This is a genomic window from Brevundimonas sp. UBA5866, assembly GCF_002432125.1.
GTDB lineage: Bacteria > Pseudomonadota > Alphaproteobacteria > Caulobacterales > Caulobacteraceae > Brevundimonas.
This window is the reverse complement of the sequence record NZ_DJFS01000087.1, coordinates 1-15,710: the sequence shown is the minus strand read 5'-3', so window position 1 is coordinate 15,710 and position 15,710 is coordinate 1. Positions and strand designations below refer to the sequence as shown.

Sequence of the window (15,710 nt, the reverse complement as noted above, 5' to 3'; positions counted from 1 at the left end):
AGTATAAAGCTCAGGTTGAAGTGAACCGAGCCGATAGTCCGACTTCTATCTTGGGCTAACGGCGGTTGCTACCCGAACTTTCTCAATGACGTCTAAAATCGAGGCAAAATATGCGTAAAATCATCGCACTGAGCGCAATCGCAATCGCGCTGGCCACGGCGGCCTGCAACACCGTTGCAGGCATCGGCCGCGACGTTCAAGCCGCGGGCCGTGCCGTAACCAATTCGTCGGATTCAGCGCGTCGATAAGGTCTATCGGGGCTTATTCCACGCGGCCCGATTCCGAAGCACGCTCCAGTGCCTCGAGCGAGGCCGCGCACCCCTGAAGGGTTTCCTCGCCCACCTTCACCATAGCGGCGAGCGGATAGACGCGGTCGCTCATACCATCCGAGCAGTCGGTGCCGGTCAGGGTAACGGTCAGAGCGCGCTTGTCAGCGAGGGTGGTTTCCCAGACGGCCATATTGCCCGTTACGGCCGGCTTTACTGCGACGCCGGTGAGCGGCGCCTCCTCGATACGGCTGTAGGTGATGCCCGCCGGTGCCAGATCGACGCTCCAGAACGGTTCATTGCCGACGACACGGATGTTGTCATCAAGCTTGACGTTCGCGATCTGAGGCGCAGCGGCGTCCGGGGTGTTTTCAGCCGGTTTCTGATCCTGGGCGCCACACGCGCTTACAGCCAGACCTAAAGCCGCCATCGCAACAGCCATACGCATCGTCAATCTCCGTGACATACAAGGCACCGCCCCTCAGGCAGCACAATGTTCTTTAACGCAAAATGGCCGCCTTCTGTTCCTGAAAGCGGCCATTTCTCAAATCATTAGCAGACAGTTCGCGGACTTATTTCTGCACCCACTGCCCTTGCGCGTTGCGGTACCACTGGCCCGACGAAATGCGTGGCAGAAGCTGGGTCTCGAACATACGCGAACCTGCAACAGCCGGCGTGGTGCCAGCCTGCGATGCACTGCGGGTATAGGCCTCGCGGCGGCCATTGTTCACGGCCTCGACAGCGGCGCGCGTCTCAGGCTCGACCTGGGTGCGGACGCCCAGATATCCATCGGCCTGCTCGCCGACAGTCCCCTCGGCCTTGGCGGCATCGACCAGAGCCTTCTGGCCTGCGGTCTGGGCCATCACACCGCCTGCGACACCCAGAGCGGCAGCGGCAGCAACAGCGATAAAAAGTTTGCGGTAGGCCATTCCATGCCTCCTATCAGAACAGGTTCGGGTTTTGCTGGAGCAGCTTTTGAAGCTCTTCGTCCAGCTTGATGTGGATGTTCGCGTTGAGATTGGCATTGATCTCAAGCGGTTTGTCAAAAGCAACCTTTACCGTTGGCGCGCAAGCGGAGACACCGACCACCGCCCCTGACAGGGCGAGGATGGTGAACTGGCGTTTGTCCAACATATTCAGATCTCCGGTTTATACATGCGCTAACGGCGATATAGCCATTCTACGCCTGAATGGATTGTGAATGGAATTAGCAGCTCAACGAACGGTTGACGGAACCGTTCACGGGCTCGGGACGGGCGGGTCGGATACGTCAGCAGCCTGGCTGTCCTCGAACCGACGGCGCATGACGTTGAAGATTTCTGTCGCCAGCTCGTTGGCGTTCCAGCTGGTGTTCAGGGTCAGGATGACGGGGGTTCCCGTCGGCAGATCCAGACGCTTTTTCATGAAGTCGCCACGGATCAGATCGATCAGCGAAACCCGCAATTCCTTGCGCACACCCGGGTCATGGCGGCCATCGATGACGAATTTGATGCCCAGCCGCCCGCCCGGCTGCGAACGCACCTCTGCCTTCAAACTGTCGATCGCCAGATTTTCCAGCGCCTGATAGGCCAGGTCCTGCATGGCATTGGGCGGAATCTCGACCTTGGCGTCTGTCTCGGTAGAGACCAGTTCGCCGCCCTCGGACGACATTCCCGTCAGGACCTCAGGCGAAATCTCCAGTCGCCCCCTGTCAGAGCTCAGCTCGCCGGATTCGATCTGCCAGCCCAGACGCTCGTTATAGCGGAAGCCCAGATCCCCCGTCAGCGCAGCCTGGAAGGATGCCTTGTCGCGCAGGTTCGCTGCGGCCAGCAGGTCATTCACCTCCAGCCGTTCCAGGTGAAGCACCCCCGTGACATCCTGCGAGCGGTCAAACGGCACCAGAAGGTTGCTGGCGCGAACCCGGCCACCGCCGATGGACAGACCCACTTCATCCACGGCCACGGCCTTGCCGCGCGTGCGTGCCCTCAGCACAAGGTTCTCGACGGGCAGGAAGGCATTCAGCCTGCGGGCCGTAAATGTCGCATCCTCGGCCATCGTCAGGTTCAGCAGATCCGTGAACACCAACTGGCCGCTAAGCGCCTCGATCTGGCCCGCAGGTGTGGCGAAGGACATATCGACAATGTCCATCTTGCCCGAACTGGTCGCACCCTCGGCATTCCATCCAAAGGTACCGGACAGGTTGACCGCCCCCGTTGCCGGACTGCCGATAAAATCAGCCAGCATGGGGCTGATCGCCAAGGGCTGCAGGCCATCCTGCGTGAACCGAAGCGTGCCGGTGCTGACATCCAGACGGCCCACACCGCTCTGGACCCGATGCTCCAGGCTCAGGTCCGCGACACGGTAGCCCTCGCGTTCCAGCTTCAGCCCGCCGCCCCAGACACCGTTCTGCAGGCTGACATCGCCCGTGGCCTGCACCGGATTGAAGCGGGCCTTGGCATCGTCTCCCGCGCCGCTGCCGAGCGTGTCCGAAAGGGTCGCATCGATATTGGCCAGCCGAAGGGTCGTCTGCCCCTTGGCTCCCGCGATCTGCAACTGGCCCTTGCCCCCTGCGAGGTTCGCGCCCGCGAACGGGGCCGACATCTGCGTCTGCCGCAAGGTCCCGGACATCTGCCACTGCCCGCCACCCAGACGGAAAAGCGGACGGCCTTCGGCGCACAGCTGTCCGGACAGATCCGTGAGGCTATTGGTCCCGACGGCGACCGAGGCGGCCTTGATGTCCGAACATCCATCGGCGCGGTATTCCGTCACGCCATTGCGCACGGACAGAACGCCCGCAGTCTTGACCGCAATGTCCTGTACGGGATCGAAGTCCAGACGCGCATCGCCGCCCAGACGGGCCGTGAACCCGTTCCGCCCGGCGTCCCAACGTTGGATATCCAGATTCAAGGTCGGCATATCAGCGCCAGCAAGGCTCAGACGCGCGGAACCGCCCGTCGATGCCCCTGCCAGTTGCAGGATGAGCCCGCCCGACGCCTCGAGCTTCAGCTCCGCCCCGTTGGCAGAGCGCACCGTGACCGGAGCCTGCAAAACAACGGCATTGCCGCGATTGGTCTGCGAAAACGCCAGATCGGGTGCCGAGAAGCGGAAACTCTGCGCCGCCCTTTTCAGCTGGACCAGCTGTGGCGCGTCATCGGGAGTGACAGGGCCAAGACCGCTGAAACGACCATTGGCAGCCAACCCGCCCTGCACCGCCATTCGGGTGGCCAGCCCCCGTACGACATCGACACGGAACTGCCCGCGTACAGCCTCCAGTTTCAGATCTCCGGCATCCACGCCCTGTGCGGCCAAGGCCAATGCGCCCTGCACCTCGAACAGCTTGCCATCGCCACCGGCCAGCAGGCGGGACGAGGACAGATCGGCCCCGCGCACCACCGCGTCGCCGGATCGCAGGCGGGCCGTCTGGAGGCGTGCCGGACCCTCAACGCGCCAATTCAGCCGGTCGTCATTTCTATCCGGCTGCCCACGCGACAGAGAAACTTTGAGATCGGGCGCGGAGAGCGCAACACCTGACAGGCTTTGCTGGCCCGACGCCAAGGCTTCGGCCCGCATATCTACCGAGCCCGAACCATTCAGAACGAATTTGTCGATCCAGCCGTCCAACTGGCCATTCCAGTCAAGATCGGCAACGACGTCACTGCCGTTCAGGACATCGCCATCCAGCGACGCCACCTGTACTTGGCCGGTCAGACTGACCGGACCCCGGGCCTTGGCCATGTCCTGTTTGGGATAGGGAATGGAGCCCTGCAGATCCAGACGGGCCTCACGCCCGCGGGATGACGCGGCGCTGAATGATCCCGCCTTGGACTGGATGGTGAAGTTCAGGTCATCGGCCCCGCTGCGCGCCTCCAGCGCCACAGCCAGTTGCCTGGCCTCCAGATCCTTGAGCCTGAGGTCCGCCGGTATCAGCGAAGCCTTCAGCCACTCCAGGCGGTTGTCATTGAGACGCGCATCGGCGGTGGCCGTTACCGCCCCGTATGGCGTGGCCAACAGGGCACGACCCTGCTGCACCAATATGACCGGTCCCGTCTTGCGGGGGCCCGGCGGGCGCGACGTCAGTTCCTCGATCAGCGGGTCGAGAGATCCGAACGACAGCTTGCTGCCCGTCCATTCGGCCTTCACCACGGGGCGATCCAGCACCACACGGCGCGGTGTCAGGCCAAACCCTTCAGCCATCCACGGCAGGCCGATAAGATAGTCCACCTCGACCTTGTCGATGCGCACATCCGGATCATCGGGATTGCCGACCGTAATACGGCCGGTGAAACCGTCCCACTCGATACGCTGGACCTCGACATCGGCCTGGATGCCGCGACGGTGCAACCAGCCGACCAGAACCTCTTCGGCCACGGTCCTGCGCCCGGCATAGAGCCCGCCCATGCCCAGCGCCAGCACCAGTCCCCCAACGGTCAGTCCCGTTCCGAGACGCTTGCGCGCGCGGCGGCGAACGGCGGATGCCGCTGCGGTCTGCGCCTGTCCTGTCTCGGTTTCAGGGTTCTGATCGGTCACGGCGCAGTTCTATCGGTCTCAGGTTGCCCAACGAAAATCCTGTCGGAGGCTTAGGTTCAAAATCTTTGGAAAAGCGCCCTTAAAACAGGCTTGTCCACTTAATCAGGGCACCATTAAGGCTGGAGATTAACGTTATCGGAAGGCGATATGTTGTATCGACCATGAGACTTTCATCTTAGGGTCTAATTTCCGACAAACGCGTGGCTAGAAGGAAAACAATCGCAACGAGCGTAACGCTTGTTATCCGAATGTAACATCGTGACTTCCCATCCTGAGACAGTCGGTCTATACAGATCGCTTACGTCTCTAACGGGAAGGAGACGTGAACCAGATTTCGTTGGGCGTATTCAAGCGTCGTCGAAGACCGGGGAACCATGGCCCAGTTCGATCCTCGCCGCCAACCGTTGCGGCTTGCCCCCCACCTGCTTACCACAGTGGCGGCCATAGGCATTGCCTTGGTTGCGGGCAAACCCTTCGCCGCGTCCGAGGTCGAGGAACTGCCGGTTCTCACCCCTCAGCAGACCGCCTATCTCGAGACACAGGCCTATGCCGCCGCTGCGGCTCCTGCGGGACTTAACGCACCGGAAGCGGTTCCGGTTCAAATTCGTCGTGGTGAAACTTTCGAACAGGCCGTCCGCCGCTCGGGCGTCGCCGCCGATGACGCCAGCGCTGTTGCCGCGACCATCGCCAGCGCCTTCGACCTCAAGGATATCCGCGCCGGCGCCAAGTTTGAGACGGCTGTCGCCCGTCCGCGTGGCGGTGTGGGCGATGCCCGTCTGATCGGCCTGACCATGCGCACCGGTCCAGCCAGCCAGCTGACCGTATCGCGCAGCTTTGACGGTGCCCTGCGCCTGCGCTCGCTGGATGAAAAAGTCACCCACGAAACGGTGGTGGCCCGCGACAAGGTTCAAGGTTCGCTGTCGGCTTCGGCCCGCGAACTGGGCGCGACATCGGCTGTGGTCCGCAAGGCCAGCCAATTGTTCGCCCACAAGTTCGACATGCAGCGCGATGTACGCGCAGCCGACGAGTTCACCCTCGTTTTCGACCGCTCGGTCACTGAATCGGGCCGCACTATCGAAACCGGCGACCTGCTCTATGCAGAGCTCAAGGGTCACGTTTTCTACCGCTTCCAGCGCCCCGGCTCGAACAAGGTCGAATATTTCGACTCGACCGGAAAGAACGTCCGCTCGGTCATGATGCGGACCCCGTTGCAAAGCTTCCGCCGCGTCTCGTCCAACTACGGCTACCGTACCCACCCCATCGCGGGTTATCGCAAGATGCACCAGGGTATGGACTTCGCCGCATCGACCGGCACCCCGATCATCGCACCGGCTGACGGTGTGATCGTCGAAGCCCGTCGTTGGGGCGGATATGGCAACTGGATCCGCGTGCGCCACTCGAACGGTCTGGAAACCGGCTATGCCCACCTGTCGCGCTTTGCCTCGGGCATGCGTCCGGGCCAGCGCGTAAGCCAGGGTCAGGTCATTGGCTATGTCGGCAACACCGGCAACTCGACCGGTCCGCACCTTCACTATGAAATGTGGCGCAACGGCCAGCGTATCAATCCGGCCAGCGTTCGCACCCAGGAAGGCACCGTCCTGTCGGGTAGCGAACTGGCGGCCTTCCGTGCCGAAAAGGCCCGCATCGACCGCATCATCGCCGCTGGCGGCCAATCGCGTCCGGTCGTGCAAAACGCCGAAAACGGTCTGCGTCCCATCAAGGCCTGAACCGACGGTTTCAGAACAACGCAAAAAAGGCGTGGGGTCAGGCCCCACGCCTTTTTCGTTTATCCCACCAGATAGGGAATGCCGCCCACGCCACCGGGGCAGTTCACGCCCAGTACCCGCACGTCCGCCTCGCCCAGACCGATGCCAAGCAGGCCCAGCAACGGGTTCAGGATCATGTCGAGGATATAGCCCAGCGGCACGAGCAGCGGAGACAACAGCTTCACGATCCAATCCAGCTGCAGCCCCAGGAAGCGGATCTTCAACTGACTGGAAAGATTGTTGATCAGGCTGGAGGTGATCTCCTTGGCCTTTACCGTTTTGGGCGTGTGGTTGGCGATGTCATTGGCCCCGAACTGCAGCCTCTGCCACGTACGGTCCTTGCTCTCCACATTGGCATACACCTTCAGCGGCAGAAGCAGCACCTCGGCCAGCACCAGTTCCTCGGTGTCGATCGGACGTTTGAAATTATCCAGATCGCCGGGGTTGGTCACATTGCCGACCGTCAAGCGCAGCAAGCCGGGGCGGGCATCCACATCCACGCGATTGGTCGCGCTACAGCGGATGTCCACAATCTTGGCCTCGGCAGAGGCGACCTCGGCGAACACCTGCAGATCGGCCGCCAGAAGTTCAGGCACCAGATTCTTGGTTTTCGCCTGCACATAAATCCGTGTCTGCGCCGTACTGATCACCGGGGTCTGGCCGGATGAAACCGTGATCCACGCCGAGTTATTGGGCTTTTCACCAATCGCGACCTTGATCTTCACATCCGCCAGTATGGCATTCAGATCGCCGTTCAGGGCCAGTTGCCGATTGCCGTTTGCCGTTTCCAAACCGGCCATCAGCAACTCAAGCGCCGAGATATCGACATTGAGCGCCCGTCTCAGGCCATCACGCGCATTCGCATCAACGCCCAGAATATCGCCAACCTTGATCGGCACATTCAAACGGGCACCTGTCAGCGAGCCCAACACAGCCTTGTCGCTGTCGTCGGCGATGGCCTGCAGGATTTCCAGCATTTGCCCGGTGGTGACATTGTGCTTGAGCAGGGCATCATAATCACCCGCCTCGATATTCAGCTTGACCGCCAGGGCGTCGGCAAACTCCAGCAGGTTCACATCCGCCCCGACAAGGCGGTTGTAGTCCATGACATTGAGGCTGACGTTCGATCCCAGCAGGCTCGACAGCACCGAATTCAACAGGCCGCGGTTCAGTCTGAGCAGACGCGAGCCGATCGAGAACAGGGCCGAAGGCTTGGAGCCGGGTAAGGCCGCCGTGGACTGACGCGTGATCGGCGCACTGTCGAAACCGAAAATCTTGGCGAAATACAGCTGGGCGCGGTCGTTGATGACAACACGGGCGGCGTTCGGCTGTGTCCCGCCCGCAGTGAAACGGGCCTTCGGAGCCACGGCCGGATTGCCGACATAGACACCCACCGTGGTTTGCACCGTGACCTGATTGCCCAGATTGGCCCGTGCCGTGGCAAGGGCCGCCTGCTGGGCGCGCGGCAAATCACGCGCCGCCGCAAGCGAGGCCAGATCGGCCGCGCCCTGAACATCGCGGGCCTTCAGCACCATCGATCCCAGATCCACCGCGAGCGCGGCCAGCACCACCATCAGGAACGAGGCCGCAGCCACGATAATGGCCACACCCCCGTCCTGGTTTTGACGGAAGCTGCCGAGCCGCTTACCGAAAGGCCACATCAGTAGCCTCCCAGTCGAACCACAGCCTCGCGGTTAATGTTCTGCGGCGGCGGTACGGTCAGCGACCGCAGTACCATGATCGGATGGTTGGTGACGTCATAGTTGATCTTCACCGACACGACCTGATTGTCGCTGGAGACCTGCACGTTCGAGGCCGACACAGGCACTCCGATCTGCGGGCCGCGCGAGACGACAAAATCAAGCGCGAGTTGGCGCCGCTCGACGGCATCCAGGCCTCCAAGCGAAGCCCGCGCGGATTCATAGGCCAAGGATTGGACCGAATGGGCGAGCCAGAACCAGCCGCCATAGACGACCATCCCGACCAGCATGAACAGCAGGATCGGGGAGACGAGTGCGAATTCGACAGCGATGGAGCCACGACGGACTCCACGTTTACGTTGTTCTATTCGAAGCATTGGGGGAAACTCCAAATAACAGCGTTACAGTAACTCCTATCGAGCTTAATGCGCCGTTATCGGGAATGGTGAAGAGGCTCTTCACCCTGTTTCCGCATCCAGTGGGCGGGCCGACCATCGCGGAAGTAGCGTTTATTCGCAGGCGATGCTAAGCGCCGCTCTATGACAACGCCTCCTATCGAACGCATCCGGAATTTCTCTGTGGTCGCCCACATCGACCACGGCAAATCGACGCTGTCTGACCGCTTGATCCAATTCACCGGCGGCCTGACCGCGCGCGAGATGTCCGAGCAGGTGCTCGACAATATGGACATCGAGAAGGAACGCGGCATCACCATCAAGGCCCAGACCGTGCGTCTGAAATACAAGGCCAAGGATGGCGAGGACTATATCCTCAACCTGATGGACACGCCGGGCCACGTCGACTTCGCGTATGAAGTCTCGCGCTCGCTGGCCGCCTGCGAAGGTTCCCTGCTGGTGGTCGACGCCTCGCAGGGCGTGGAAGCCCAGACGCTGGCCAACGTCTATCAGGCCATCGACAACAACCACGAGATCGTTCCAGTCCTCAACAAGATCGATCTGCCCGCCGCCGAACCCGAGCGCGTCAAGGCCCAGATCGAAGACGTGATCGGCATTGACGCCTCCGAAGCCATCGAATGCTCGGCCAAGTCCGGCATCGGCATCGAAGACGTGCTGGAAGGCATCGTCACCCGCCTGCCCGCACCGAAGGGCGACATCAACGCCCCGCTGAAGGCCATGCTGGTCGATGCGTGGTACGATCCCTACCTCGGCGTGGTGCTGCTGGTGCGCGTGTTCGACGGCGTGCTGAAGGCCGGCATGCGCGTGAAGATGATGCAGTCGGGCTCTTCGCATCTTGTGGACCGCGTGGGCGTCTTCCTGCCCAAGAACACCCCGGTCGAACAGCTCGGCCCGGGCGAGGTCGGCTTCATCACCGCCCAGATCAAGGAAGTGGCGCACGCCGCCGTCGGCGACACCATCACCGACGAAAAGAAACCGACCGCCGAACCGCTGAAGGGCTTCAAGGAAGTCCAGTCGGTGGTGTTCTGCGGCCTGTTCCCTGTCGATGCCGCAGACTTTGACGACCTGCGCGCCGCCATCGGCAAACTGCGCCTGAACGATGCGTCGTTCACCTATGAGATGGAATCCTCGCCTGCTCTGGGCTTCGGCTTCCGTTGCGGCTTCCTTGGCCTGCTGCACCTCGAGATCATCCAGGAGCGTCTGAGCCGCGAGTTCAACCTCGACCTGATCGCGACCGCCCCGTCGGTGGTTTACAAGATCGGTATGCGCGACGGCACCGAGATCGAACTGCACAACCCGGCCGACCTGCCGGACGTGATGCAGATCGAGAGCATTGCCGAACCGTGGATCAAGGCCACCATCTTGACGCCGGACGAATACCTCGGCGGCGTGATCAAGCTGTGCCAGGACCGTCGTGGCACCCAGCTGGAACTGTCCTATGTCGGTTCGCGCGCGATGGTCGTTTACGAACTGCCGCTGAACGAAGTGGTGTTCGACTTCTATGACCGTCTGAAGTCGATCTCTAAGGGTTATGCCTCGTTCGACTACGAGATCACCGACTACAAGGTCGGCGACCTCGTGAAGATGAGCATCCTCGTCAACTCCGAACCGGTGGACGCCCTGTCGATGCTGGTTCACCGCGCCCGCGCCGAAACGCGCGGCCGCGGCATGGTCGAGAAGATGAAGGAGCTGATCCCGCCGCATATGTTCGTCATTCCGATCCAGGCGGCGATCGGCGGCAAGATCATCGCCCGCGAGACGGTCCGTGCGCTCCGCAAGGACGTGACGTCGAAATGCTACGGCGGTGACGCCACCCGTAAGAAGAAGCTGCTCGAGAAGCAGAAGGCGGGCAAGAAGCGCATGCGCCAGTTCGGCAAGGTGGAGATTCCGCAGGAAGCCTTCATCGCCGCCCTCAAGATGGACGAGGATTGATCCCGCCCGATCTCCAATCAAAAGCCCCGACCGAAAGGCCGGGGCTTTTTTGTATCTCAACGTCCTTCGCTATGATGGCGGTGAAGGTGGTGCCGGTCGTTGTGGGTCGAGATGACAACCGCAATCAGAACCCCGATGACAGCACCCAGGATCGTATCCAGAACACGCTCCGGAGCCATTGCCGCACCCGAAGAGCCGGGATTGGAGAGATAGGTCATCAACAAGGCCATCGGTGTCACAAACACCTGCCCCAGCGCATAGTTGAAGCCGATCACCACCTCGGTCGCCAGTTGCAGGGCCACAAGCAGCACCAGCCCCGTCCAGATCGACGGTTCCTGTGACAGGATCATCCAGATCACCACACTGCCCACGATCGTGCCCAACACGCGCTGGAGGGCACGGTGAAAGGTGGTGTGAAGATGGACGCCCTGCAGCGCCGCTGTCGCCCCCATGGCCGCCCATCCGGGGTGGGCCTGCCCCATGCCATAGGCGATAAGGCCCGCCACGGCCGCGCCGATGGTTATCCGCAAAATGGCAGGCCACAACTCGGCCAGATGGTTACGCAGCGTGGGCAGTTTCTGCGGGTTGGTCGCTTCGCCACGACGCAGGAACTCGCTCAAAGCACAGAACAGCACAGCGACGACACCGCCGAATACCGTCGCGGCCAGCCGCAACCCCACGTCATGAAGGCTGTCCGGTGGATTCATGCCGGCCATACCCGCAAACATGAAGATCAACGCCCCCGGCGGACCAAAACGCAGCACCGTGCAGATGAACAACAGTACGCCACCCAAAATCGAAAGCAGCACCAGAAGCGCCGGAACAGACAGTCCGGCCAGCGCCGCCAGCGACATGATGCCGATGGAAGCCGCCATACAAAGCGCCGCATAGACGACCACAACCGAGCGGCGCGACCTGGGCGCGAACCGTCCGAACAGCGCCGCCATAGCGCCAAGACTGGCCGCGCCGATCATGTTCGACCACGGCGATACCGCTACCAGCGATACCGCCAGCGCCACCGAAAATGCTGCCTGCGCACCGGCCAGTATGGAGTTCTCCCACTGGGGAGGACGTGCCACACCCAAAGAGGCGGACACCTGTCGACGGGAAATCAGCATCCGTGCGGCGTCACGACGGCGGATACGGTCGCTCATTGCCCGGCTCCGGCGCGCTCTTGCTGTGCCGCCATCAGTCGATCATCCAGCCGGTCCAGAAGGGCGAGCGTATCCTCGATCTCGGCATCGTCCATATCGGCCAGAAAGCCAGCCTCTACGGTTTCAAGGCGGGCGCGGATGGCCAAGACCTGCTGTTGCCCCTGAGGTGTCAGGAAAACCAGACGGCTGCGCCCGTCATGCGCATCGGGCCGCCGCTCGACCCACTTTCTTTCCTCCAGAATGTCGAGCAGCCGAACCAGGGTCGAAGCATCCACCCCCACCAGTCCGGCCAGGTGTTTCTGGGTAATACCGCCGCCCGTCTCGTCCAGATGGACCAAAGGCGTCCACGTGGCATCCGTCACTCCGGATAGGGACAAAGCGGCATCGATCTCACGTCGCCAGCGTCGGGCGACGATGGAAAAGCGGATGCCGAAGCGTGAACGCGCGGGGGATACTGACGAACTCATTCACGCCAGTTAGTGCGGATAGTTTGAGCTTCAAACTATCCTTAGGTCGTAGACAGAAACAAAGATGAACTTTTTGAAAGGTTCACAGGTGTCGCATTGCAGGCCAGCACAAGACGGTTAAGGTCGCTGCCACATTCTCAACGCAAAGGAACAACCATGCGTCGTCTCGTGACATCTGCCGCGATCGCAGCCCTTATGGCGGGGGCCGCACCTGTGGCCGCCCTTGCCAACACTGCCGTCACAGCAGCTACCGCCTCGCAGGCCCAGGAGCTTCGCGGGGCACCGGTTTCCGAGCTGCTCTCACGCGTCGACATTCCGTGGAAGCGTTTCAAGCTGGATAACGGCCTGACGGTCATTGTGCATGAAGACCGCAAAGCGCCGGTTGTCGCTGTAAGCGTCTGGTACAATGTCGGCTCCAAGGACGAGCCCAAGGGCTCCACCGGCTTTGCGCACCTTTTCGAACACCTGATGTTCGGCGGTTCGGAAAACAGCCCGACCTCGCACATCCAGGCTGTACAGGCCGCAGGCGCGACCGCGCTGAACGGCACCACCTGGTTTGACCGCACAAACTATTTCCAGACCGTGCCGACACCGGCACTGGAATATACCCTGTATCTGGAATCCGACCGTATGGGACACCTGCTGGGCCAGGTCTCGCAAGAGGTCCTCGACCTGCAACGCGGTGTGGTCCAGAACGAAAAGCGTCAGGGTGACAACCAGCCGTACGGCCTGACCTACTATGCCGTGCTGGAGAACCTGTTCCCCGAAGGTCACCCCTACCGCCACTCGACCATCGGTTCGATGGCCGACCTTGATGCCGCCAGCATGGACACCGTTCGCCAGTGGTTCATCAACAACTACGGCCCCAACAACGCCATCGTGGTGCTGGCCGGTGACATCGACGAAGCGCAGGCCCGCACCCTGATGAACCGCTACTTCGGTCACATTCCCGCCGGCCCGGTGAACACCCCCAAGGAGGCGGACGTTCCGACCCTGGCCGCGCCGGTTACGCAAACCCTCCACGACCGCGTGGCACAGGCCCGCGTCTCGCGCTACTGGGCTGTTCCGGGCATGCTACACGAGGACACCCCGGCGCTGAACGTCGCCGCATCGATCCTAGGCGGTCTGTCCAGCTCGCGTCTGGACAATGCGCTGGTGCGCGGCGATCAAACGGCATCGGGCGTTTCGGCCGGTAACCAGTCATTCCAGCGCGTTGGCATGTTCTCCTACTCGGCCACGGTCAAGCCGGGTCAGGACCATGAGGCCGTCGCGGCCCGTATGGATCAGGAGTTCCAGCGCCTTCTGAACGAAGGCCCGACGCAGGACGAGATCGACCGTGTGGTCACCCAGACTGTCTCGCGTCGCATCATGGGTCTGGAACAGACCAACGGCAAAGCCTCGGCTCTGGCCGAAGGCCAGCTGTACGCCAATGATCCGGACCACTACAAAACCGAGCTGAAGAATCTGGCTGCGGTGACCCCGCAACAGGTGCGCGCGGCCATGCAACGCTGGCTGACCCGTCCGGTGTACAGCCAGATCGTGCTGCCGGGCGAGCGTGAGGCCTATGTGGAAGCCGCTGCCGCTCCGTCGGGCGCAACCCCGACACCGGCCGCCGAAATCCAGCGCGTTTCCCGCGATCCTGCACCGACCATCGCCGAGGTGAAGAATCTGGACTTCCCCGACGTGCAGCGCGCGACCCTGTCTAACGGCATCGAAGTGGTCTATGCGCAGGTCACGACCGTGCCGGTCACCCGCATCGCGCTGGAATTCAACGCCGGTATCTCCGCGGACAGCGCCGCCAAGCCCGGTGCCCTGACCCTGATGACCGACATCATGCAGGAAGGCACCACGACGCGTGACTCCAAGGCTCTGGCCGAGGCACAGGAACGCCTGGGTGCCTCGCTCAGCGTGGGCAACAGCATGGACCGTACGATAGCGAACCTGTCGACCGTCAGCACCAATCTGACGCCGTCGCTGGCCTTGCTGTCGGATGTCGTGCGCAATCCGGCCTTTGCGCCGAGCGAGGTCGAGCGCCTGCGTGCACAGCGTCTGGCCCGTCTGGCCAGCGAGAAGACCCAACCGCAGGCCATCGCCTCGCGCGCCTTTTCGGCCCTGATCTATGGCGATAACCACCCCTATTCCCGTGCCGGTTCCGGCACCGAGGATGGCGTTCGCACCGTCACGCGCGAAGACATTGCCCAACAGCACCAGCAATGGATCCGTCCGGACAATGCCAAGGTGTTCGTTGTGTCTGACCTTCCGCTGTCGGAAGTCACCGCCCAGCTGAACGCCGCCTTCGGCGACTGGACAGCGCCATCGACGCCGAAGGGCGTGAAGGCCTTCCCCGCCAATGTCCCGCAAGGTGATGCCCGCATCGTCCTGATCAACCGTCCGCAGTCGCCGCAGTCCATCATCTATGGCGGCAAGGTGCTGCCGGTCACGGGCAAGGACGACAATCTGGTCTTCACCCTCGGCAATACGGTTGTCGGCACCGACTTCCTGAGCCGTATCAATGCGGACCTGCGCGAAACCAAGGGCTGGTCCTATGGCGTACGCGGCTTGTTCAATCCGTACGAGGGCGCTTCGCCCTATACCATCGTGGCACCGGTCCAGGCCGACCGCACGGGTGAATCCATCCAGGCCCTGCTGATCCAGTACAATAACTTCCTGACGACTGAGGGCGTGAAACCGGAAGAGCGCGAGCGCACCATCTTGGGCGAAACGCGTTCGCTGCCGGGTTCCATCGAAACGGCAGGTTCCATCCTCGGCGCATTGCGCAGCAACGACCTTTACGGTCGTCCGGACACCTATCAGGAGTCCCTCGCACAGCGCATGAACAGCACCACTGCCGCCCAGATGGACGCTGCGGTCCGTCGCGTTCTCGACCCGTCGAAATTCGTCTGGGTTGTCGTCGGTGACGCCGAGAAGGTGAAGCCGCAACTGGATGCGCTCGGCATTCCGGTCGAGGTCCGCGAAGCCCAGTAATCCGGGTTTCACCTAAACCTTGTTATGGGGGTCGATCGAAAGGTCGGCCCCCTTTTTTCATTCCTATCGCGCAACCCCTGACCGCAGCCTGAAAAGACGAAGCGCGATCAAACGGCGTTTGCCTCTTCTCCCGCGCGTCGCATCGTCTATGTATGGCGCATGGCCGCCAACGAGACACCGCAGGAAACCTTCAAACGCGCGCTGGCGCATGCCGCGCGGGCGCTTGCCGAGCATCCCGAGCTGGAGGTTCACTTCGCCTCCGACGGCCCCAAGCTGATCGGCAATGTGCTGACCCTGCCGCATCCGCCGCGCGACCCATCATCGGGCGAAAGCGCGGCAGCACGCGGCCAGGCCGACCGTCTGGCGCTGAAACTGGCCAATCACGATCCTGTTGTGGACGCCAAGGCCCGCCCCCAGGACCGCACCGCCGCCGAGGTCTATGACGCCATCGAACAGGCGCGCGTGGAAACCATCGGTGCCCGCAAGCTGGCGGGCGTGCGCGCCAATCTCCGCGCGGC

At 62.2% G+C, this 15,710-nt stretch carries 12 protein-coding genes and 1 pseudogene; 5 read left to right on the top strand and 8 right to left on the bottom strand.

The annotated features are described in order from the left end of the window. Positions 1-110: 110 nt before the first annotated feature. The gene (locus B3H86_RS11580) at positions 111-248 is read left to right on the top strand and encodes an entericidin A/B family lipoprotein (protein ID WP_292054060.1); all 138 of its coding nucleotides are present in this window, start codon (positions 111-113) and stop codon (positions 246-248) included. A 13-nt stretch (positions 249-261) separates the two neighbouring features. On the opposite strand, the gene B3H86_RS11575 is transcribed toward B3H86_RS11580, so the two are convergent. The 4 genes from B3H86_RS11575 to B3H86_RS11560 all read right to left on the bottom strand — a co-directional run bounded on the left by B3H86_RS11575 (position 262) and on the right by B3H86_RS11560 (position 4,772). Continuing rightward, positions 262-714, bottom strand: a complete 453-nt coding sequence (locus B3H86_RS11575) for a COG3650 family protein (protein ID WP_292054057.1) — start codon at positions 712-714, stop codon at positions 262-264. Positions 715-838: 124 nt separating this feature from the next. Then, positions 839-1,195, bottom strand: a complete 357-nt coding sequence (locus B3H86_RS11570; RefSeq protein ID WP_292054054.1) for a YdbL family protein — start codon at positions 1,193-1,195, stop codon at positions 839-841. Between the two features lie 13 nt (positions 1,196-1,208). Next, the gene (locus tag B3H86_RS11565; RefSeq protein WP_292054052.1) at positions 1,209-1,400 is read right to left on the bottom strand and encodes a YnbE family lipoprotein; all 192 of its coding nucleotides are present in this window, start codon (positions 1,398-1,400) and stop codon (positions 1,209-1,211) included. Between the two features lie 105 nt (positions 1,401-1,505). Then, complete coding sequence (locus B3H86_RS11560; protein ID WP_292054050.1) at positions 1,506-4,772, bottom strand: intermembrane phospholipid transport protein YdbH family protein; 3,267 nt, start codon at positions 4,770-4,772, stop codon at positions 1,506-1,508. Between the two features lie 374 nt (positions 4,773-5,146). On the opposite strand from B3H86_RS11560, the gene B3H86_RS11555 reads away from it, so the two are divergent. Further along, positions 5,147-6,499 (top strand): M23 family metallopeptidase, encoded by a 1,353-nt coding sequence (locus B3H86_RS11555; protein WP_292054048.1) that lies wholly within the window; start codon positions 5,147-5,149, stop codon positions 6,497-6,499. A 59-nt stretch (positions 6,500-6,558) separates the two neighbouring features. Here B3H86_RS11555 and B3H86_RS11550 read toward each other — a convergent pair whose 3' ends face one another. Continuing rightward, on the bottom strand, positions 6,559-8,199 hold the full coding sequence (locus B3H86_RS11550) for a TadG family pilus assembly protein (protein ID WP_292054045.1): 1,641 nt from the start codon (positions 8,197-8,199) through the stop codon (positions 6,559-6,561). Next, positions 8,199-8,615 (bottom strand): TadE/TadG family type IV pilus assembly protein, encoded by a 417-nt coding sequence (locus B3H86_RS11545; RefSeq protein WP_292054042.1) that lies wholly within the window; start codon positions 8,613-8,615, stop codon positions 8,199-8,201. The genes B3H86_RS11550 and B3H86_RS11545 overlap by 1 nt, the downstream gene beginning before the upstream one ends. Positions 8,616-8,777: 162 nt before the next feature. Here B3H86_RS11545 and lepA point away from each other — a divergent pair, with 162 nt between their 5' ends. Further along, entirely contained in the window at positions 8,778-10,586 is a 1,809-nt protein-coding gene (gene lepA / locus B3H86_RS11540; protein WP_292054040.1) for a translation elongation factor 4, read from the top strand. A gap of 56 nt (positions 10,587-10,642) precedes the next feature. Here the strand turns inward: lepA and B3H86_RS11535 are convergent, their stop codons facing one another. After that, positions 10,643-11,740, bottom strand: a complete 1,098-nt coding sequence (locus B3H86_RS11535; protein WP_292054039.1) for an FUSC family protein — start codon at positions 11,738-11,740, stop codon at positions 10,643-10,645. Next, positions 11,737-12,207, bottom strand: coding sequence for a MarR family winged helix-turn-helix transcriptional regulator (locus B3H86_RS11530; RefSeq protein ID WP_292054037.1), 471 nt, complete (start codon positions 12,205-12,207; stop codon positions 11,737-11,739). The genes B3H86_RS11535 and B3H86_RS11530 overlap by 4 nt, the downstream gene beginning before the upstream one ends. A 156-nt stretch (positions 12,208-12,363) precedes the next feature. On the opposite strand from B3H86_RS11530, the gene B3H86_RS11525 reads away from it, so the two are divergent. Continuing rightward, positions 12,364-15,192 (top strand): M16 family metallopeptidase, encoded by a 2,829-nt coding sequence (locus tag B3H86_RS11525; RefSeq protein ID WP_292054035.1) that lies wholly within the window; start codon positions 12,364-12,366, stop codon positions 15,190-15,192. Positions 15,193-15,351: 159 nt separating this feature from the next. Next, positions 15,352-15,710 (top strand): annotated as a pseudogene (locus B3H86_RS11520) (cobaltochelatase subunit CobT); the annotation flags it as partial.